Raw genomic sequence first — 19151 nt, forward strand, 5'->3', positions numbered from 1 at the left:
GCCATCGCTATCGGGCATATCCGGCCTTAGGCCGAAAGACGCTTGCGGCCGCGCGCGCGGCGGGCAATGATGACCTTACGGCCGCCCTTGGTAGCCATGCGTGCGCGAAAGCCGTGACGGCGTGCGCGAACAAGCTTGGATGGTTGATAGGTACGCTTCATTTATTTTAAACACCGCGGAGTGCGGCCCTTCTTGGGTTTGCATAGTGCAAGGAGCGTTGTTGGTCGCACGACTGTGGACCCGCAATAGCAGGTTCCATCACCGAACGTGCGCGGCTTATAGGGATGAAGCCCGCGAAAGTCAATTATCCCTAGCCGGATTCAAGTTGCTCCGAGAGCGTCTGCCGAAGAAGTCCCGCAAAGCGCTATTAATACTTGCGGCATTTCCCAGGGGTTGAATTTTTTCCCCTCCAAAGAGGCCTATCCTGTAATTTCATTTCAATATCTGCGGTTTCACCTGGGAATGAACGAAACCAGTGTCCGGGCCTACAGAAAATCATCCCGATTAATATGTCGGCTGAGCAAGCTTACATTAAGTATTTTAGTCAATGCTTATCGATATATGTGTGGAGGAGGTCCTTCCCATGCCGTCTCTTTGCCCTCCAGGAGGTATTTCGTTGAAAATCCGCGGCAAAATCAACTTGCTCGTTATCGTCATGGCTGGAGCTGCGCTAGTGATCGGTGCAACAGGGCTCTACGCCATGCACGAATATGACGCACAACTTCAGACCTACGAACAGGTCGCGGAGCGAGCGCATCTCGGAGAGCGGCTGAACCGCTACGTGACGGCAGTGGTCATGGAAGCACGCGGAATCTACGCCGCCGACGACGCAAAGGCCGCAAAGACCTTCGCCGATGGGTTGGTGGCCGACCTCGGCGAGATCGACAAGGTTCTGGCCAGCTGGTCGCCACTCGTGCCCGACAGCCAGAAGTCGGCGTTCAACAGCCTGGTCGACCGGTCGAAGGAGTTCCGTGGTTTCCGCCTGGAGACCGCGCGGCTCGGAACAACCGATGGACCGGACGCTGCCGGCAAACAGGGTAACAACGACGCCAACCGCGCCAACCGCAAGGCTTTCCAGGGCGAGATCGATGCGGTCGTTCAGACCGACAAAGCCGAACTCAGCGCGATCGACCAGCAGGTTGATGCTTTCCGTGACATGATGTTCTGGTTGCTCCTCGGCATCACCACGGCAGGGATCGCCTCGGGCGTTGGCCTCGGCCTCTACATCGGCACGGCACATCTCAGCCGCCCGATCAAGAAGGTGACCGAGACCATCAAGCAGGTCGCCGACGGCAATTTCGATGTCGATGTTCCCTTTGCAGGTCGAAACGACGAGATCGGCGACATGGCCGCCGCCGTCGAGGTATTCAAGCAGAATGGTCTTGCGGTCAATAGGATGAATGCCCAGGAAGCCGCGATGCGCGCCAAGAGCGACGACCTGCAGTCCAGTATGTCGCTGGTTGTCGCTGCCGCTGCCGCCGGGGATTTCAGCCGTCGCATCGACAGGGACTATGATGACGAAAACCTCAACCGTTTCGCCCGGAACATCAACGAGGTGCTGCAGAGCGTCGATACCGGTGTCACCGAAACACGCCGCGTCATCGCAGCGCTGGCCGAAGGTGATCTGACCTCGACGATGAGCGGTTCCTTCCAGGGCGCATTCGGCGAGTTGCAGCAGAACGTCAACCAGACGCTGGCGACGCTTCAAAGCACCATGCGCGAGGTGCGCGAGACGACCGAATCGATCAATGGCAACGCCAACGAATTGCGCAGCGCCAGCGACGATCTGTCAAGGCGCACCGAGCAACAGGCGGCTGCCCTTGAAGAAACCTCCGCCGCCCTCGACGAGATCACTGCCGTTGTCCAGAATTCGACGGGTCGCGCTCAGGAAGCAAGCGTCATGGCGACCGAGACAAAAGAGAACACCGAGCGTTCGGGCACCGTCGTGCGCAGCGCCGTCGACGCCATGGGCCGCATCGAGCAGGCCTCCCGCGAAATCAGCCAGATCATCAACGTCATCGACGAGATCGCCTTCCAGACCAACCTCCTGGCGCTGAACGCCGGCGTCGAGGCGGCGCGCGCCGGCGAGGCGGGCAAGGGCTTTGCCGTCGTCGCGCAGGAAGTCCGCGAACTTGCCCAGCGTTCCGCAAAGGCCGCCAAGGACATCAAGGCGTTGATCACGAAATCGGGCGGAGAGGTTCAGGTGGGGGTCAAGCTGGTCCAGGCGACCGGCGAGGCGCTGGCAGAGATCGAGACACGCGTTTTGGCAATCAACGATCATATCCACTCGATCGCCACCTCGGCGCGGGAACAGTCCACCGGTCTGCAGGAGGTCAACACCGCGGTCAACCAGATGGACCAGGTCACGCAACAGAATGCGGCGATGGTCGAAGAGACGTCGGCAGCGACCCACAAGCTCTCCGGCGAGGCCGACGGCCTGTTGCGGCTCGTCTCTCACTTCAAGATCGAGGAGAGGACGCGCGCGCCCGTACTTGTGCGCCCGCAGACGCGTCGTGCCGAGAGCCATCGCCCAGAAGCGCACCGCACAGAGGTCCACCGGCCTGTCCAATCGCCGGCCCGCCGCATGATCAACAATGTCGCCCTGGCTTTCTCGGGCAGCAACGCGGCACCCGCAAAACAGACGGCGTCGCAGGACTGGGAAGAATTCTGATCGACTAGGATCGTCCTGAAAACCCAAAAAGGCGCCGCGTTCAAAACAGTGCGGCGCCTTTTTTGCTTTTCTCAATTTCAAACGGTCTCGCAATTGCAGCAATGGAGATTGGAATGTGGGGAACAATCTCCTATGTTCGTTCCTGAAGAAATTCGCCTTGCTGACGAAGCGGGATACCGGCAAATGGAAAATAGGCAGGACGTAAGCGCCGCCGAGGGCATCAAGGCTTCGTCGCGCCTGGGGACAAAGTTCTTTCGCCCGACAGGCATTTTCAGTGGGCTTTCCGGCAAGCTGCTGCTCCTGACCGTCGTGTTCGTCATGTTCGCCGAAGTTCTGATTTTCGTTCCCTCCGTCGCCAACATGCGGCTGCGCTGGTTGCAGAACCGTCTGAGCACGGCCGCCGCCGCCGCGATTGTCATTGACGGTCTTCAGCCGGTGGAGCTGCCGCGCTCGCTGCAGCGGGAAACATTGATGGCGACCGGCACGCGCGCCATCATTTTGCGCAAGGACGGTACCTCGCGACTACTGGCAGCGGCCGAAATGCCGTCATCGGTCGATGATCAATATGACTTGGCAGATGTCTCCATGTTGGCGTCGATCCGCGATGCGCTGGACACGATCCTCTTCGGCGGAGATCGCATTATCCGCGTCTTCGGCCCGGTCGGCGACGGCACGACCGGCGTCGAGGTGGTGTTGAAGGACACCAATCTCAGAGATGCGCTGCTCCTTTATTCGCGCAACGTCTTCCTAATGTCGCTGCTGCTTTCCTTCGTCACGGCCACGCTGATCTTTTTTGCCATCAATCGCATCATGATACGCCCGATACGCAGGCTGACTGACAGCATGCAGGCCTATTCCGACGATCCGGAAGATCCGAGCCGGGTGCTTGTTCCCGATCGTGGACGCGACGAGCTTTCCGTTGCCGGCCGCCATCTCGCATCCATGCAGGTGCAGTTGCAGAAGACTTTGAAACAGCAGAAGAACCTCGCGGCACTCGGCCTGGCCGTCTCGAAGATCAACCATGACATGCGCAATATCCTGGCCTCGGCGCAGCTGATGTCCGACCGCTTGGTCGATGTCGACGATCCGATGGTGAAGCGCTTCGCGCCGAAGCTCCTGCGCACGATCGATCGTGCCGTCGGCTATACCACCGAGGTTCTGTCCTACGGGCAGGCGTCAGAATCCGCGCCGCGCCGCCGCAGGGTGCACCTTCGCGATCTCACAGAAGAGGTGCGGGATATCTTGGCGATCGATCCCGATACCGGCATCGAGTTCATCGAGCAGGTGAGCCCGGATCTCGAGGTCGACGCCGACAGCGAACAGCTCTTCCGCGTCATCCACAATCTGTGCCGCAATGCGCTCCAGGCGCTGATGACTTACCGCGAGACCGAGCCGGATAGCACGTTACGCATCACCGTCTCCGCCCGCCGTATTGGCAGCGTCGTCAGCATCACGGTTGACGACACCGGCCCCGGCATGCCGCAAAAGGCGCGGGAAAACCTCTTCACCGCCTTCAGGGGTTCGGCGCGTTCGGGCGGCACCGGCCTCGGTCTTGCGATTGCCCGCGAGCTCGTGCTTGCCCATGGCGGCACGATTGCGCTGGTTGAAAAACCGGCCGCCGGCACGCAGTTCCGCATCGAAATCCCCGACCGGCCGGTATCTCTCGACGACTACCGCAGCCGCACCATCCTCGAGAGATGAGGCCTGTCAGGGCTTTGCGAGATGCGCCGACGAAAATCGCGGTTTTTTCAGAAACCCCCTTGCTTTCGAATGGCGGACGTTTTAGAGGATCGCCACGCAAACGGTTTTGCCCGTTTTCGTCACGCACCCGTAGCTCAGCTGGATAGAGCACCAGACTACGAATCTGGGGGTCGGGCGTTCGAATCGCTCCGGGTGCGCCACTATTCTCCAATCATTTTGTTAGCCGGCGGATGCCTCCCGCAGATGCCGGAGCCGTGGGACATTTGTCGCTCCGCAAAGCTGATCGTAAAGTTCAGGAGACCGGTGCGCACCTGTCGAGGGGTGCCGGCGATGCCCTGGCGCTTGGGCAAAAGAAAAGCCGGCGCAAACGGCCGGCCAAATTTCGAAGGTTCGCGAACCTCCGGAGGGGAACAGCCGAAACGGGGAACCGTATCGACTGCTATGTAATATGGGTTCCGATCCATTTAGTTCAAGCGCATGGTTCTATGTGACGCCTTCGGGGCAATGAAAAGCTTACCGGGATGTAAAGTCCAGGCCATGCTGATACACATTTGAGAGCTTATCTTGTTTCCACGCTGATGTTTTTCAGCCGTCGGCAGTATGGCGACATCGGCTCGACAAAGGAGGAAACAACATGAAACCAATCATCGCAGCCGCTGTATTGGCGGCCCTTGCGCTATCGAGCGCCTCTGCATCCTTTGCAAAGTCCGATTGCAAAAAGGACATCAGCGATTTTGATGCCGGGGTCAAGACAACCAAGGCAAGCACGGTCAACGTAGCAAAGGCGACGAAGCTTCGCGACGAGGCGAACAAGGATTGTCTCGCAAAGGGCGGCAGCGCCCAGGGAGATGCCGACATGAAGCAGGCGCTCATGCTTATCGGCGTCAAGTAACCGCCGCTTTCTACAACCGACGGGGCCGGCCTGCGACACGTGGGGCGGCCTCTTTGTGCCTTGATGCGTGATAACCAATCCGAAACCCGCCGGTGCCATCATCGGGAATGGTCAGAAACATACTTGGTGCCTTGTTTGCCGCTTTCGCCATCGGGATGGTGGCGGAGAAGGCATTGTTCGAACCACCTGCCTCCATGGAAGTCTGGCGCAAGTGCACGCTGGAGGCGCACGGTTTGTTCTGGCAGGAACAGCGCGCGGCGTGCATCCGCGACAGCCGGCGCTAAACATTGAGCTTGAGTTCGATCGCCAAAAAAGACCCCACCGCAATCTCTGTCGGTGGGGCAGGTCGGAAATGATAAGTGAGTGTCCGCCATTCTAGCAAAAAAGCCGAAAATCTCAAGCGAACCTGCTATTCGGGTCGCGCTGAAACATCTCTCGCGGCGCCGCCTTCAATCGCGCCGAATACCCAGCGTCAGCTCTGAGTGTCGGTGGCGTTGGCAGAGGCTGTCCCAGACGCCGTTGTCGCGCCCGACACTGTCGATGAGGACGGGTATGTCAGATAGTAGAACTGCGAGCCGACCTGGCCGAAATAGGCGTCTTTGCCGCTTTCCTTGTCGATGAAGCTGCCGTCGCTCGTCCGGCTGAACGTCCCGTTGGAGCTACGAGCAAGGTGGGCCTTGAGATAGTCGTTCCAATCCGTGACCGGGATGGCGGTGCCGCTCTTGCTCGTCCCGTCGGTCGTCGTCGCAGCCGCATCGGTGCTTGCGCTTGGGTCCCAGGCAGTGATGGAGACGCCGCTTGCCGGATCGTTGACAGTCAGCGTGCCGTTTGCAAGCGCGTCGAGCATCGCCTGCGCCTGGCCGCCGTCTTCGTTTTTCTTGGCGGTCGCGGTCAGGTTCTGCTTCAGGAGCGCCATGAAAGAGCTGGTGGTGATGTCCGTGCTGGCAACGTCTGAGCTCGATGTCGATGTTGTAGTGGACTGGCTTGCCGACATGCTGTTGAGAATGCTCGTCAGAGATGCCTGCGACGACGACGGCAGGCTTGAAATGTCGCCGGAGCCCGGGGTCGATGAACTGCTATCCTGCGACGAGCTGTCATCCGAGCTGGTCATCAGCACCTGGAGTGCCATCTGGGCTGCAATCATTCGGGTATTTGAGAGTGCGGAAACCATGGGCAGACCTCTTTTTGGCGACCATGATCGTTCCTAGTGGAGCCAGTCGCGACTGCATGACTGCGCAATCACTAAGATAAGGAACTTGCCCCGGGCTTATGGCGGGGTCAGGCACGACTGCCCCCTTCCATCCGGTCGATTTCCGAGCGAATACGCTGCTGGACATCATTATCCTGAACGCGCACCGCCTCCATCAGCTCGCGCAAGGTTCCGCGCAGGCCGTGGACCTGATCGACGAGATCCATGACGACATCGACACCGGCTTCGTTGACACCCATCGCCTCGACGAGATCGAGAATAAGGCGACCCCGGGCGACGTCGGCATCGCGAAAGTACAGTCCCCGGTCGGTCCTATCCGGTACCACCCAGCCCTGCTCGACCCAGACGTCGAGGATCGTGACATCGATTTTGAGGCAGAGGCGGAATTCAAGATCGTTCATGGCTCAAACTCCCATGCTTTTTCTCGGTTCATGCGTCTTTCCCGCCGGCCAGTCCTCAACGAAACTCGCAAGATCCGTATTCGATCCATCCGGCAACATGATCTTGAGCGTCACATAGGCATCGCCGCTTTCTCCGCCGCGCTTTGGTACGCCCTTGCCCTTGAGACGCAGGGTTTTCCCCGTATTCGAATTTGGAGGCAGCGTCACGGTCACCGGACCGCTAGGCGTCGGCACGCGGATCTTGCCGCCGAGAACCGCTTCATGCAGCGAGATGGGCAGGTCGAAACGAATGTCGTCTTCGTCGCGAACATAGAATTTATGCGGCCGCACCCGGATATCGATAAGCGCATCTCCCGCCGGGCCTCCGCCAAAACCGGGTTCGCCCTTTCCGCGCAGGCGCAGTGTCTGTCCGTCGCGCGTACCGGGCGGAATAGCGACTTCAAGCGCCGGTCCCTCCGGCAGGCTCACCTGGGTCTTCGTGCCATTGACGGCGTCGAGAAAATCGACCTCCATGGAATAGTGTCGATCCTGACCCTTCATTTTCGTCTGCCCCTGGCCGCCGCCCCGGCGCGAGAAGAAACTGGAAAAGACATCATCCGCGTCGCCGAAATCGGCAAATCCGCTGGCGTTCTGATAGCGGCCGCCAGCGCCGTTGGTGGATGCGTAATCGCGATAGTAGCTTCGTGGCGCCTGCTCGGTTCCCGCTCCGTCGATCTCGCCGCGATCGAAGCGCGCCCGTTTTTCCTCGTCGCCAACAATGCCGTAGGCCGCAGAGATCTGCTTGAATTTCTCTTCGGCCTGCTTGTCGCCGGGGTTGAGATCCGGATGCAGCTTTTTTGCAAGCTTGCGGTAGGCGCTCTGGATATCCTTTTGCGCCGCATCTCGCTTGACGCCAAGAATTTCGTAGGGATCGCCGCTCATGCATAGCTCCGTTTCAATGGCGGGGAGACAGATTGCTCCGCTTCTCCCTGCTCGCCTCGGTAAACATAGTTGCCAATCCGCGCATTCAAAGCCACCCAAATGCATTTTTTGAGCGAAATCAATTGCCGGGGCAATTTTAGCAGTGACGCATCTGGCCAGATGTCCGACGCGCGTTATGTGTTCAAAAGGGTTGTTCAAGAAAAGGGCGCTGACGTGAACAGATTGCTTTCCGCCATTTCCGCAACGGCGCTCAGCGCGTTGCTGGGCTTGACTTCTATCCTGCCTGCGACGGCTGCGCCAATCTCCAACATGTCGCCAATTGGAAACGCCGGTCTATCGCAATCCTCCGATGTGATTGACGTACAGTATAGGCGGTATGCGCATCGCCCCGTGCATCGCCCGGTTCACGGCCGCCCCGGCTATGGCCGTCCACCCTATCATCATCGTCCGGCTCATCCGATCCACCGTCCCGGCTACCGGCCGGGCTACTGGCATGGCTATCACGGCTACCACTATGCACGCCCCGGCTATCGTCGCTACAATGACGGCCTCTGGTATCCGCTGGCAGCCTTCGGTGCCGGCGCTGTCGTCGGTGGCGCAATTGCCACACGGCCGGCCCACGCCAGCAGCCATATTCAATGGTGCGCCAATCGCTACCGCACCTATCGCGTCTCGGACAATACCTACCAGCCGAACAGCGGCCCGCGCGCCCAGTGCGTTTCGCCCTGAGCCCAGTGCGCTTCGCCTGCAAGGATTGCTCAAATCGAAAAAGGCGGCTCTCGAGCTGCCTTTTTCATGACTGGCCCGTGACGAGCTAGGCTGCGGCGGCCGATCGGCCCGTGACGCCGGTAAGCTCTTCGGAGGTTTCCCAGAGCCGGCGCCAGATCGCTTTGTTGAGGGCAGGGGATGCGATCTTTGCAACCTTGGGCGACCCCCTCAGCTCGTAGAAGCCGTCTGGGCCGTACATGACGCCACCGCTGGCATCCGGCGATGTCGCCGCGTAAAGCGTCGGCAGGGCGCCGTCGGCGGCCGATTGCGACATGAACGGCGCAAGCACCTTGGCAACACGCTCCAGCAGTGCCGGCCTGTCCTCGCGACCCATGCGCGGTCCAGTGCTTTGCAATCCCGTGAGGGAATAGCCGGGATGTGCGGCATTGCTGATCAGGTTCCACGCTTCGGCGCGCGCGCGGCGTTCAAGCTCCAGGCTGAACAGGAGCGTCGCCAGCTTGGATTGCGAATAGGCTTTCCAGGGCGTGTAGCCCTTTTGCAATTGCAGGTCGTCGAACTGAATCTTGCCCGACCGGTGGGCCAAGCTGCTGACCGTCACGACGCGCGGCGAGGGCGCCGCAAGCACTCTCGGCATCAGATGCATGTCGAATGCAAAGTGTCCGAGATAGTTGGCGCCGAGCTGCATCTCGAAGCCATCAATGGTTTCGTAGCGCGTCGGAATGGCCATGACGCCGGCATTGTTGATGAGGAGGTCGATATGTGGAACCGAGCCTGCAATGCGGCTGGCGCAAGCGGCGACCGACGACAGGTCTGAAAGATCCAACGGTTCGAAGCTGGCATCTGTGCCTGGCCAGGTGCCGCGTATTTCCGCAAGCACCTCCGCGCCTTTTTGGCCGTTGCGCGAGGCGATGATGACGCTGGCGCCGGCCGCCGCGAGTGCCTTGGCCGCTTCATAGCCGATGCCGCCTGTTGCCCCTGTGATGACGGCAATTCGGCCCGATTGGGAGGGAATGTCTTTGACGGTAAAACTGGACATGCAAATCTCCAAGGATGCGGATGGCTTTAGCTGCGATGCAACGCAATTATTGCACTAAAAGCAAAAATACAATATATGCAATATATGCCAATATGCATCAAATTGATTTGACTGGATCATGGCGGTGTGCCTTCGAACGGCCATGCTTCCCGCTCAAATGAACGTCATGCTACGATGACCTTTTCAACGATTGGACGTATTGAATGTCTGCAAACACGACCTGCTCTGATTTCGTTCAATTCTTCCGCTCCTGGGTAAGCAATCCGCTGCGGGTGTCGGCGATCGCCCCCTCCGGGGAGAGGCTCGCGCGCCTGATGACGATGGAGGTCGAAGCGCTCGACGGGCCGGTCCTCGAGCTCGGGCCGGGCACCGGTGTTTTCACCCGCGCGCTCTTGGCGCGCGGCATCCGGGAGTGCGATCTGACGTTGATCGAATTCGGCGCAGAGTTTGCCGGCGCATTGTCGGCGCGCTTCCCTGAGGCGCGGGTGGTGCAGATGGACGCCAGCGAGATTGGTCAGGCAGGGCTCTTCGATGGAAAATCGGTCAATGCCGTTGTCAGCGGACTGCCGCTTCTCTCCATACCACCGGCAAAGGTCGCTGCCATTCTTTCCGCCGCCTTCAGCGTTCTGCGGCCGGGCGGCGCCTTCTACCAGTTCACCTACGGCCCGCGCTGTCCGGTCTCCCGCTCCATCATGGACACTTTGGACCTCGAGGCGACACGGATCGGCGGCACGGTGCGCAACCTGCCGCCAGCAAGCGTCTACCGCATTTTGCACAAGGCGCCGGTGGTGGTCTCCACCGATTGCGCGCTGAAGGACAGTGGGAATGACGACGCTGAGATCACGATGCCTGCCGGTGATATGATGACGGAAAAGTGTGGTCGTAATTCCAGCGCGCCGAATGCGGGACTATAGATGGACGCAACGAAAGACATCGATCGGGAATTGAAGGAAGGCCGGCGCGAGCGCAAGCGCCGCCAGACGCGGGAGCGCATCGAGCAGGCAGCGATGGAGCTTTTCCTGAAGCGCGGGTTCGACCGCACGACGATCGAGGACATCACCGAAGCAGCCGACGTCTCCAAGCGGAGCTTCTTCGATTACTTTCCGAGCAAGGAAGAAGTCGTCTTCGCCTGGCAGGATCTGTTTGCCGACGGCCTTGCGGCCGCCGTCGCAGCACGCCCAATCGACGAGCCGATCGTCAAGGTCGTGGAAGAAGCCCTGACGTCGACGATCATTGCGGCGCTTGATCGGCAGAGCCTGGCAGTTGCCGACCTCATTCGCGAAACGCCGGTGCTTTGCGCCCGCAACCAGCTCAAATATTCCAAGCTGGAGCAGAAATTGACAGAGGCGCTGCTTGCCAGAAACACCGACGACGACAACGAGCGCCTGCGCATTCGGCTGCTGTCGGTCGTGGTGATCGGCGTTCTCAGGGTTGGCGGCGAGAGATGGCATGAAGAGCCGCGCCCCGAATCGATCGAGGCGTTTGCCCGTGATATATTCAGCCAGCTTTGGCGCGTACTCGCCGACTTCGGCAACGACATCCAAGCCGACCCAAAAGCTAGATGATAGTCACGTCAGAGCGCCCGCCGTCGATGGTAGGACGTCCTGTCGGCGGCGGCGAAGAAAATCGATCAGCGCCCTGAGTTTCGCTGGTACCCGCCGGCGGTCGGCATAGTAGAGCGTTAGGCCAGCGAGTGCAGGACTCCAATCGGTAAGGACCCGCACCAGCCGTCCATCGTCGAGAAAGCGGTCGATGTAGCCGTTGACCATGTAGGCGAAGCCGATCCCGTCGAGAGCTGCCTGAGTAAGCGCCGCGGAATCGTTGAGGATCAGCCTTCCAGCAACCGCAAGCTCAATCTTCTGGCCGTCTTTCTCAAACTCCCAGCGCTCGACCTGGCCGCTACTTGCGTGGCGAAAGCCGATGCAATTGTGATTAAGGAGATCGTGTGGCTGTTTCGGAACGCCGCAGCGGCTGAGATAATCGGGAGACGCGATGATATGGGCGCTCAATTCGGGCCCAACCTTCAGCGCTACCATGTCTTTCTGCACGAGATCGCCAAAGCGGATGCCGGCGTCGAAACCCTGCTCGACGATGTCGGCGAGCGAAGGCTCGATACGCACCTCTAGCTCGATATCGGGATAGGTATCGAGAAAATCCCTGAGGAGCGGCTGTAGCGCGATCATGTAGCCGGCGCGCGCCACATTGATGCGCAGCAAGCCCGCCGGCCTATCGACAGCCTCGCGCATCTCAAGCGCTGCCGCCTTCAACTCACGGACCGCCGGAACCACGCGATCGAAATAGTGTTGACCGGCCTCCGTCAGGCTGACGCTGCGTGTCGTGCGGTTGAAGAGTGCCAGCCGCATTCGTTGTTCGAGCTTGCCTATCGCCTGGCTGATGGCGGAGGGCGAAACCCCGAGCCGACCGGCCGCTGCCGAAAAGCTCCGCTCCTCCGCCACCATCAGGAATGCGATCAAGCCATCCAGCATGTCCTTTTGCACGCTATGTTCCAAGTCTCACCTCGTCGCGACTAATCAGATTTTCTAACAAGCCTATATAGAATTACCGAGGTTATCAAAATTATCGCCGGGCGATAGCGTCGGACCGCAAACAAGGAGCTCCATCATGTCCGACGGAAAAACCAGGATATTTTTCATCACCGGCGTGTCCACCGGCTTCGGCCGCGCGCTCGCGGAGGCAGCATTGGCCGAGGGTCACAAGGTAGCAGGCACGCTACGCAACGAAGAAGGCCGCGCCGAATTCCAGGCACTGAAGCCCGGCTTCTCATTCGGCAAACTGCTCGACGTGACCGATAATGCCGCGATTGCGCCTGTCATCGCTGAAGTCGAGGCAGAGGTCGGTCCCATCGACGTTCTGGTCAACAACGCCGGCTACGGCCACGAGGGGCTGCTCGAGGAGTCCTCGATCGCCGACCTGCGGCGGCAGTTCGAGGTCAATGTTTTCGGCCCGGTGGCTGTCATCCAGGCAGTGCTGCCCTACATGCGAAAACGGCGCTCGGGCCACATCCTCAACGTCACCTCCATGGGCGGGATCATCACCATGCCGGGCATTTCGTTCTATCACGGCAGCAAGTTTGCTCTCGAAGGGATTTCCGAAAGCCTCGGCAAGGAAGTCAAGAGCTTTGGCATTCATGTGACCGCTGTCGCGCCGGGTGGCTTCAGGACCGATTGGGCAGGTCGCTCCATGGTCCGGGCCGAACGCTCCATCGAAGACTATAACGAGGTGTTCGAGCCCTTGCGTGCACGGCGGCTCGGCTACAACGGCAAGCAGGCCGGCGATCCGAAGAAAGCGGCAAGGGCCATGCTGAAGGTGGTTGCATCCGACAATCCGCCTGCCCATCTGCTTCTGGGCCGCGACGCGATCAACCTCGTGCGCGAAAAGCTCGGGCTTTTGAAGTCGGAGTTCGATGCATGGGAGCCGGTGTCGAGTTCAACCGATTTCGAATGAGCAAGACAATTACCAATGGAAAGGGAAGACCATGTCAGAGTTGAACGCATCCAAATCAGGAACCTTCAAGATCGGCGGTGACCTGACTGTCAACCGCCTTGGCTTCGGCGCCATGCGCGTCACCGGGCGCGGCATCTGGGGCGATCCGCAAGACCACGCGGAATCCATCCGTACACTGAAGCGCCTGCCGGAGCTCGGTGTGAATTTCATCGATACAGCCGACAGCTACGGCCCCGACGTGTCGGAACGTCTGATCAAGGAAGCGCTGCATCCCTATGGCGGCAAGGTGGTCATCGCCACCAAGGCGGGTCTAACCCGAACCGGCCCCGACCGGTGGATCCCGCTCGGCCGCCCGGAATATCTGATCCAGCAGGCGCATAAGAGCCTTCGCAACCTCGGGGTCGAGCAGATCGATCTCTGGCAATTGCACCGCATCGACCCGAAAGTGCCTGCCAAGGAACAGTTCGACGCCATCAAGTCGCTGATCGACGACAAGATCATTCGCCATGCCGGCCTCAGCGAAGTGGCAGTCGCCGACATCGAGGCGGCATCCAGGGTCTTCAAGGTCGCGACTGTTCAGAACCGCTATAACCTTGTGGATCGCACCAGCGAGGACGTGCTCGACTATTGCGAAAAGCACAATATCGGCTTCATTCCCTGGTACCCGCTTGCCGCCGGCGATATCGCCAAGCCGGGCTCGCTTCTCGACACGATCGCCAAGCGGCACAATGCGGCTCCGAGCCAGATCGCGCTCGACTGGGTGCTGAAGCGTAGCCCCGTGATGCTGCCGATCCCCGGTACATCGAAGGTGAAGCACCTTGAAGAAAACGTCGCAGCCGTCAACATCACGCTGTCGGACGAAGAGTTCCGGGCGCTGGATGGTGAGGGCAAGAGGGTCTTCAAGGCGGCATGATTTCCAGCTTTTGATTTTGGACGGAGGCGACGGCCGGCGAGGCGGTCGCCTTCCTGTTCAAGTCGCCAGACAAACGCCCAATTGAGCATTTTTCAGGCGCTGGCCCTTGCAGCATTGCATAATTTGCAATGCTGCAATGCAGCGAACGATCTTCCTCATTGAGCGAATTGTCTATATCAATAGTCGTCGAAGGAAGCGCACTCCTCCTCCCAGCGCTCCTTCTTAGACTGGCAACACTCCTCCTCCCAGTTGCCGGTCAGGATCAAGAGCCCGACGCATCCTCCTCCCGCGTCGGGCTCTTTTCGTTTCTGCTATTGCCCCTTGCAGTTTTCGAAAACATCGGTCCGCGATCAGGTTGCGATTTGACACATCCAGGTTGAACCGGTTAATTCCCAATCGAAGTTGTCCTGCAACTCTCGGTGGATTTCGGCGCCGAATGTTCCGAAAGCTCTATCGCGACGGGAAAGCGACGGTTGAGGGGCTATCCCGCAGCATTTCAGGCGCCGCCGACCGGCTCGACCAGATGGCCCCTTCCGTCGAGCCCTATCGCTCGGAGCTTGAAAAACACGACACTACCGTCATCGACCTCACCAAGCTCAAATCCGGCGATGCGCTCAACCACGGCAAGTTTGCCGAAAGCCCGGAAGCGGTAAGGCTGATCGGCGATCGGCTGGTGACCGGGCAGACGGTCACCGATCAGGATGTCGGCGTCGGTAAAGCGCTGGGCGCAGTCGCGATCGGCGCCGCCCAGACCGTCGGCGCGGCAAGCATCGCCGTCTTCGATCCGAGAACGCGTCGCAGCTATGGCGACCAGGTTCAGTGCCTCGGCCGCTCGCTCTACGACACCGTCGGCTTGTTTGGCGATAGCGTTGATCCCGCCCTTTTCGACAATCATCTCGCCTTGCCGCAGTCTTCCAAATCGACCGCCTCGCCCGTAAAAAACCGGTAGGCATAGCCCTGCATCTGATATATCACAGGTGTTGACGCTAGGAATTTCGGGTGGTCATGACGGAAGACGGGAAACAGGCGGTGATTGTCGTTGGCGCCGGCATCATCGGCGCGGCGATTGCCTTCGAATTGCAGCGTCGCGGCCGCAGCGTGACGATCATCGACAATGCAGAGCCGGGGCAGGGGGCCTCCTTCGGCAATATGGCAAGCATCGCGCTCGATTTCGCTGCCAGTTCCGGCCCATCGACCTGGCGCAGGATTCCCGGTTGGCTGCTTGATCCGGAAGGCCCGGTCTGGCTCCGCCCCACCTATGCGCCGAAAATATTGCCGTGGTTCCTGCGCTTCCTCGCCGCCGGCAGGTCTTCCCGTCTCAAGGAGATCGAAGATGCTGGGATGGCCCTATCCGCTCCTGCGCTTCGCGATTTCAGGGCGATGCTGAACGCGATCGGTGTGCCGGAGCTGATGACCGAGGAAGGCTGCCTTGCCATCTATGAGACCGAAGCGGAGTTTGCCTCGGATCGCGGCCATATCGCATTGATGCAGCGCTACGGCTTCGAGCACAAAGTGCTCTTGGGCGCAGAGATCAGGGACTACGAGCCGGCCCTGTCGCCGAAGATCGCCAAGGCGGTGTTGCTGCCCGACAACAAATCGATCCGCGATCCCTATCGCCTGGTACTGCGGCTGGTTGAAGCGGCCAAAGCCCTCGGCATGTCGATGGTGACCGGCGAAGTTTGTAACGTCGAGCGGTTGCCGGACGGCAGCGTCTCTGTCGCCCTCTCCGATGGCCGCCACGTCGATGCGGCTCAAGTCGTTCTTGCGGCTGGGGTAAGGACGCGTTTCATCGCCAAGACACTCGGCGAGCCGATCCCGCTCGAGACCGAGCGCGGCTATCACACGCAGATCATGAGGCCCGGCATTTCAATGCGCTATTCCGTCATCTGGCCACAACGCGCCTTCATGGTGACGCCGACCGCCGGCGGCATTCGCGTCGGTGGCAATGTCGAACTTGCCGGTCTCGACGCGCCGCCGGAATATCGCCGCCCGCGCGTGCTGGTTCGTCACGCCCAGCGTGCTCTGCCGGGGCTGAAGGTCGAGGAGGCCACGGACTGGATGGGCCATCGCCCGGCGCTGCCGGACACGATCCCGATCATCTCGCCTTCGTCTCGCATTGCCGGGGTCTGGTATGCCACGGGCCACGGTCATCTGGGCCTCACCCTTTCTGCAACGACAGCCCGGCTTCTGGCCGATATGATGGCCGGCATTGCTCCCTCGGTTGACATGAACCCGTTCCGTATCGATCGCTATTAGGAGGAAACCGATGCCAGGATCCTCGCCACGTCTGATTGGGAGAAAATGAGATGAGATGGAAGCGCACGATCCAGCTTCTCGATGTCCATTGCGAAGGTGAAATCGGCAAGGTCGCCATTGGCGGCGTGCCGAAGATCCCCGGCACCACGATCGCAGAACAGCTTCACTGGATGAACACAGACCCCAAGGGCCAGGAACTGCGCCGTTTCCTCGTGCTCGAGCCGCGCGGCGCTCCAATCGGGTCGGTCAATCTGCTGCTCCCGGCCAAGCACCCTGACGCCGATGCCGGCTTCATCATCTTGCAGCCGGACCAGGCGCATGCAAGCTCCGGCTCGAATTCGATTTGCATCACGACGGCCTTGCTCGAATCGGGGATCGTCGAGATGAAGGAGCCGGAAACGGTGGTGACGCTTGACACGGCCGCCGGCCTCGTCAAGGCGACCGCCACCTGCCGTGACGGCCGCTGCGAGAAGGTGAGGCTCACCATGGTGCCGTCCTTCGTCCACGAACTCGATGTCGCGATCGAGACCCAATGGGGCCGCATCTCGATCGACCTCTGCTACGGCGGGATTTTCTACGCACTTGTCGATGTCGGTCAGGTGGGGCTGACGATCGAGAAGGAGAATGCCGCCTTGCTCGTCCAGGCGGGGATGATCCTGAAGGAGCTGATCAACCGCACCATTCCGGTGGTTCATCCTGAAATTCCGGCAATCTCCGGCGTTGCCTACGTAATGTTCCGCGACCTCGATCCCGATGGCGCCATCCGCACCTGCACGACCATGTGGCCCGGGCGCGTCGACCGCTCTCCCTGCGGCACCGGCAACTCTGCCAATCTGGCGACCCTTCACGCCCGCGGCAAGGCAAGGGTCGGGGACGTCTTCAAGTCCCGCTCGATCATAGGCTCGGAATTCGAGGTCGGTTTGTCGGCGGTGACCGAAGTCGCCGGTCGCCCGGCGATCATCCCAACGATCACCGGCCGCGGCTTCACCTTCGGCCTCTCGCAGGTCTCCCTTGACCCCTTTGACCCCATGGCCGAAGGTTTCGCGCTCACCGACGTCTGGGGACCATCGGCGGGGGACATAGGGGCTGGTGGGAAATAAGTTTCGTCCTTGGAACACCCTGTCTTTGATTGGGGAGGGTCGGCACGAAGCGCGGGGTGGGGTGCCTGAGACACCCAACTATCACCTCACCCGCAACTACGCTGCGACCTCCCCCAACAAAGGGAGAGGTAAGGGAAGCTACTTCGGATAAACCACGCCCTTGCGCAGGATGATATTGCCGTAGAGCCGCCGCTCGCTGGTCTGGACCAGCGCGTGCGCGGTGCGGACGCGCTCGTAGAAATCCTTGGGCAGGAGCGGCACGACCTTGATATCAGGGACATGCCTGGCGCAACAATCAACCATCTCGCGATGCACCGGGTCGAGGGTATCGCGATCCTGCTTGACCGTGGCGCGGAAGATCGCCTCATCGACGAAAGTGTCAATCGGCATGACGCTGAGGACTGCATCGAGTACGGGAACGACGCCGTGGCCGTCGAGCCGGATCAGCCGGCGAGCGTGTTCCAGCCCGGGATAGTTGCCGTCGACAAGTGCGATCTCGTCGCCGTGGCCCATGGCGCGCAGCGCGTAGAGCAGGTCCGGGCTCAGCAGTGGGTCAATGCCCTTCAGCATGTTCGATCTCCTTGAAGAGTATGTTTTGGTCTATCAGGTAGCGCGCAAAGATTGGCAGGCTCGCGCCGCCGATGGCGCGCGCCTGTGTCCCGACAGCACCCTCGATGATCTCTGGCATGACAACGCCCTGAAGGTCCAGCTTTGAGACAGCCTGGATCGTGGCAAGGACGACGCGTTTGCGCACCCAGCCGGGAAAGCCGCCGTCGATCACCGCCGCGCTGAAGTCGATGATCGATGCGGCAGCAACGATCGCCTGCGCCAATGCCTTCGCCGTGTCCTGGATCCAGATCTCCAGCGGTTCGCCGAAGTCGATCCAGTCGTCCGCCGAGTACCACAGCGGCTGCGGGTCGATGCCCCGATCGCGTAACAGGTTCTCGAGAACGAAGATCGAAGCGATGTCGAGAAGCTGCCTCGTATCGCCATTGCGGTCTCTCACCGGCAGAGGCCCGAGCGCGCCGGCAGTCCCCGTCCGGCCGACGAAGATCGAGGAATTCAGCACGATGCCGCCGCCGATGAAAGAGCCGATGAACAGGTAGACGAAATCGGGATAGTGTGCCCCAACCCCGAAGACCAGTTCGGCGCCACAGGCGCTAGTCGCATCATTTTGCAGGTAGACCGGGTGGGTAACGCGGGAAGCGACCTCCGTCTGCAGATTGAAGCCGCGCCAGACATCCATGGCGCCCTCGGGCGCTCCCACCTCGTCGGCCCAGTTCCACAATTCGAAAGGCGCTGCAATGCCGATCCCGGCGACGCGGGCGCGCTCGGTCTCGGTCATGCGGCTTTCGATGTCGTGAATGCCCGCGGTTATAAACCCCATGATGTCCTGCGGCAGCGGATAGGGATAGATCTGGTGAACGCGCCTGCGAATGCCGCCGACGAAATCCATAAGGACGAGATCGGCGCTGCGACGCCCTATCTTCACGCCGAAGGAGAAGACGGCATCGGCATTGAGACGCATCGGAATGGACGGTTGGCCGACGCGACCGCGCACCGGTTCATCCCTCAAGAGAAGACCTTCCTTTTCCAGCGCGCGCATGATGACCGAGACCGTCTGTGCGGAAAGACCGGTGCGCCGGGCAAGGTCCGCCTTCGAAAGCGCCCCATGTCGGCGGACGAGCGAAAGCACAAGCCGCTCGTTATAGGCTCGCACGCGAATCTGATTGGCACCACCGCTCGGATCAAGAATGTAAGGTGAGACCGACGCGGGCGCCGGATCATCAGCAGATGACATTGGCCGACTCCTCCCGTAATGGCCATGCCTCAATTTTTGGCAGCATGCCACAAGG

At 60.4% G+C, this 19151-nt stretch carries 19 protein-coding genes, 1 tRNA gene and 1 pseudogene; 13 read left to right on the forward strand and 8 right to left on the reverse strand.

All coding sequences use genetic code 11. The features are described from left to right. Positions 1-26: 26 nt before the first annotated feature. Entirely contained in the window at positions 27-161 is a 135-nt protein-coding gene (gene rpmH / locus AB4Z52_RS09840) for a 50S ribosomal protein L34 (protein WP_111161739.1), read from the reverse strand. A 455-nt stretch (positions 162-616) separates the two neighbouring features. Between rpmH and AB4Z52_RS09845 the strand changes: the two genes are divergently transcribed. The 5 genes from AB4Z52_RS09845 to AB4Z52_RS09865 all read left to right on the forward strand — a co-directional run bounded on the left by AB4Z52_RS09845 (position 617) and on the right by AB4Z52_RS09865 (position 5548). Then, positions 617-2671 (forward strand): methyl-accepting chemotaxis protein, encoded by a 2055-nt coding sequence (locus tag AB4Z52_RS09845; protein ID WP_442217724.1) that lies wholly within the window; start codon positions 617-619, stop codon positions 2669-2671. A gap of 183 nt (positions 2672-2854) precedes the next feature. After that, complete coding sequence (locus AB4Z52_RS09850; RefSeq protein WP_442217725.1) at positions 2855-4372, forward strand: ATP-binding protein; 1518 nt, start codon at positions 2855-2857, stop codon at positions 4370-4372. 123 nt (positions 4373-4495) lie between these two features. Continuing rightward, positions 4496-4572 (forward strand) — tRNA-Arg (locus AB4Z52_RS09855). A gap of 434 nt (positions 4573-5006) precedes the next feature. Then, positions 5007-5264 (forward strand): hypothetical protein, encoded by a 258-nt coding sequence (locus AB4Z52_RS09860; RefSeq protein WP_442217726.1) that lies wholly within the window; start codon positions 5007-5009, stop codon positions 5262-5264. A gap of 107 nt (positions 5265-5371) precedes the next feature. Then, positions 5372-5548, forward strand: coding sequence for a hypothetical protein (locus AB4Z52_RS09865; protein ID WP_442217727.1), 177 nt, complete (start codon positions 5372-5374; stop codon positions 5546-5548). Between the two features lie 188 nt (positions 5549-5736). Here AB4Z52_RS09865 and AB4Z52_RS09870 read toward each other — a convergent pair whose 3' ends face one another. The 3 genes from AB4Z52_RS09870 to AB4Z52_RS09880 form a co-directional block, all read right to left on the reverse strand. Then, on the reverse strand, positions 5737-6435 hold the full coding sequence (locus AB4Z52_RS09870; protein ID WP_442217728.1) for a hypothetical protein: 699 nt from the start codon (positions 6433-6435) through the stop codon (positions 5737-5739). Positions 6436-6542: 107 nt separating this feature from the next. Beyond that, positions 6543-6875 carry a chaperone modulator CbpM gene (locus AB4Z52_RS09875; protein ID WP_442217729.1) on the reverse strand — a complete coding sequence of 111 codons (333 nt, stop codon included), beginning with the start codon at positions 6873-6875 and terminating at the stop codon, positions 6543-6545. A gap of 3 nt (positions 6876-6878) precedes the next feature. Then, positions 6879-7796 (reverse strand): DnaJ C-terminal domain-containing protein, encoded by a 918-nt coding sequence (locus AB4Z52_RS09880; protein WP_442217730.1) that lies wholly within the window; start codon positions 7794-7796, stop codon positions 6879-6881. Positions 7797-8009: 213 nt separating this feature from the next. Between AB4Z52_RS09880 and AB4Z52_RS09885 the strand changes: the two genes are divergently transcribed. After that, the gene (locus AB4Z52_RS09885) at positions 8010-8525 is read left to right on the forward strand and encodes a BA14K family protein (RefSeq protein ID WP_442217731.1); all 516 of its coding nucleotides are present in this window, start codon (positions 8010-8012) and stop codon (positions 8523-8525) included. An 85-nt stretch (positions 8526-8610) separates the two neighbouring features. Here AB4Z52_RS09885 and AB4Z52_RS09890 read toward each other — a convergent pair whose 3' ends face one another. After that, on the reverse strand, positions 8611-9561 hold the full coding sequence (locus AB4Z52_RS09890) for an oxidoreductase (protein WP_442217732.1): 951 nt from the start codon (positions 9559-9561) through the stop codon (positions 8611-8613). 203 nt (positions 9562-9764) lie between these two features. Here AB4Z52_RS09890 and AB4Z52_RS09895 point away from each other — a divergent pair, with 203 nt between their 5' ends. Together AB4Z52_RS09895 and AB4Z52_RS09900 are read left to right on the forward strand one after the other, a co-directional pair. After that, positions 9765-10475 (forward strand): class I SAM-dependent methyltransferase, encoded by a 711-nt coding sequence (locus AB4Z52_RS09895; protein WP_442217733.1) that lies wholly within the window; start codon positions 9765-9767, stop codon positions 10473-10475. Then, the gene (locus AB4Z52_RS09900; protein WP_442217734.1) at positions 10476-11126 is read left to right on the forward strand and encodes a TetR family transcriptional regulator; all 651 of its coding nucleotides are present in this window, start codon (positions 10476-10478) and stop codon (positions 11124-11126) included. It abuts the gene before it with no gap. A 3-nt stretch (positions 11127-11129) separates the two neighbouring features. Here the strand turns inward: AB4Z52_RS09900 and AB4Z52_RS09905 are convergent, their stop codons facing one another. After that, positions 11130-12059: a LysR family transcriptional regulator gene (locus tag AB4Z52_RS09905; RefSeq protein ID WP_442217735.1), complete on the reverse strand. Its 930-nt coding sequence runs from the start codon at positions 12057-12059 to the stop codon at positions 11130-11132. 124 nt (positions 12060-12183) lie between these two features. Between AB4Z52_RS09905 and AB4Z52_RS09910 the strand changes: the two genes are divergently transcribed. The 5 genes and pseudogenes from AB4Z52_RS09910 (at position 12184) to AB4Z52_RS09930 (ending at position 17295) form a co-directional block, all read left to right on the forward strand. After that, complete coding sequence (locus AB4Z52_RS09910; protein ID WP_442217736.1) at positions 12184-13026, forward strand: oxidoreductase; 843 nt, start codon at positions 12184-12186, stop codon at positions 13024-13026. A 31-nt stretch (positions 13027-13057) separates the two neighbouring features. Further along, a complete protein-coding gene (locus AB4Z52_RS09915; RefSeq protein WP_442217737.1) occupies positions 13058-13939 on the forward strand; it encodes an aldo/keto reductase in 882 nt (293 codons plus the stop codon). Between the two features lie 409 nt (positions 13940-14348). After that, positions 14349-14888: pseudogene (locus AB4Z52_RS09920) on the forward strand (alpha/beta hydrolase); the annotation flags it as partial. A gap of 56 nt (positions 14889-14944) precedes the next feature. Next, a complete protein-coding gene (locus AB4Z52_RS09925) occupies positions 14945-16195 on the forward strand; it encodes an NAD(P)/FAD-dependent oxidoreductase (protein WP_442217738.1) in 1251 nt (416 codons plus the stop codon). Positions 16196-16245: 50 nt separating this feature from the next. Beyond that, positions 16246-17295: a 4-hydroxyproline epimerase gene (locus tag AB4Z52_RS09930; protein ID WP_442217739.1), complete on the forward strand. Its 1050-nt coding sequence runs from the start codon at positions 16246-16248 to the stop codon at positions 17293-17295. Positions 17296-17433: 138 nt separating this feature from the next. On the opposite strand, the gene AB4Z52_RS09935 is transcribed toward AB4Z52_RS09930, so the two are convergent. Both AB4Z52_RS09935 and AB4Z52_RS09940 read right to left on the reverse strand, forming a co-directional pair. Then, the gene (locus AB4Z52_RS09935; RefSeq protein ID WP_442217740.1) at positions 17434-17865 is read right to left on the reverse strand and encodes an RbsD/FucU family protein; all 432 of its coding nucleotides are present in this window, start codon (positions 17863-17865) and stop codon (positions 17434-17436) included. Continuing rightward, on the reverse strand, positions 17849-19096 hold the full coding sequence (locus AB4Z52_RS09940; RefSeq protein ID WP_442217741.1) for an ROK family transcriptional regulator: 1248 nt from the start codon (positions 19094-19096) through the stop codon (positions 17849-17851). The genes AB4Z52_RS09935 and AB4Z52_RS09940 overlap by 17 nt, the downstream gene beginning before the upstream one ends. Between the last annotated feature and the right edge of the window lie 55 nt (positions 19097-19151).

Origin of the sequence: Rhizobium sp. 2YAF20, from assembly GCF_052114685.1 — a bacterium.
In the GTDB taxonomy this organism is placed as follows: domain Bacteria; phylum Pseudomonadota; class Alphaproteobacteria; order Rhizobiales; family Rhizobiaceae; genus Rhizobium.

Excerpts from the sequence above, each read along its gene's own strand:
- rpmH (WP_111161739.1), bottom strand. The coding sequence starts at position 161 with ATGAAGCGTACCTATCAACCATCCAAGCTTGTTCGCGCACGCCGTCAC.
- AB4Z52_RS09850 (WP_442217725.1), top strand. The coding sequence starts at position 2,855 with ATGGAAAATAGGCAGGACGTAAGCGCCGCCGAGGGCATCAAGGCTTCG.
- AB4Z52_RS09860 (WP_442217726.1), top strand. The coding sequence starts at position 5,007 with ATGAAACCAATCATCGCAGCCGCTGTATTGGCGGCCCTTGCGCTATCG.
- AB4Z52_RS09865 (WP_442217727.1), top strand. The coding sequence starts at position 5,372 with ATGGTCAGAAACATACTTGGTGCCTTGTTTGCCGCTTTCGCCATCGGG.
- AB4Z52_RS09870 (WP_442217728.1), bottom strand. The coding sequence starts at position 6,435 with ATGGTTTCCGCACTCTCAAATACCCGAATGATTGCAGCCCAGATGGCA.
- AB4Z52_RS09875 (WP_442217729.1), bottom strand. The coding sequence starts at position 6,875 with ATGAACGATCTTGAATTCCGCCTCTGCCTCAAAATCGATGTCACGATC.
- AB4Z52_RS09880 (WP_442217730.1), bottom strand. The coding sequence starts at position 7,796 with ATGAGCGGCGATCCCTACGAAATTCTTGGCGTCAAGCGAGATGCGGCG.
- AB4Z52_RS09890 (WP_442217732.1), bottom strand. The coding sequence starts at position 9,561 with ATGTCCAGTTTTACCGTCAAAGACATTCCCTCCCAATCGGGCCGAATT.
- AB4Z52_RS09895 (WP_442217733.1), top strand. The coding sequence starts at position 9,765 with ATGTCTGCAAACACGACCTGCTCTGATTTCGTTCAATTCTTCCGCTCC.
- AB4Z52_RS09900 (WP_442217734.1), top strand. The coding sequence starts at position 10,476 with ATGGACGCAACGAAAGACATCGATCGGGAATTGAAGGAAGGCCGGCGC.
- AB4Z52_RS09910 (WP_442217736.1), top strand. The coding sequence starts at position 12,184 with ATGTCCGACGGAAAAACCAGGATATTTTTCATCACCGGCGTGTCCACC.
- AB4Z52_RS09915 (WP_442217737.1), top strand. The coding sequence starts at position 13,058 with ATGTCAGAGTTGAACGCATCCAAATCAGGAACCTTCAAGATCGGCGGT.
- AB4Z52_RS09925 (WP_442217738.1), top strand. The coding sequence starts at position 14,945 with ATGACGGAAGACGGGAAACAGGCGGTGATTGTCGTTGGCGCCGGCATC.
- AB4Z52_RS09930 (WP_442217739.1), top strand. The coding sequence starts at position 16,246 with ATGAGATGGAAGCGCACGATCCAGCTTCTCGATGTCCATTGCGAAGGT.
- AB4Z52_RS09935 (WP_442217740.1), bottom strand. The coding sequence starts at position 17,865 with ATGCTGAAGGGCATTGACCCACTGCTGAGCCCGGACCTGCTCTACGCG.
- AB4Z52_RS09940 (WP_442217741.1), bottom strand. The coding sequence starts at position 19,096 with ATGTCATCTGCTGATGATCCGGCGCCCGCGTCGGTCTCACCTTACATT.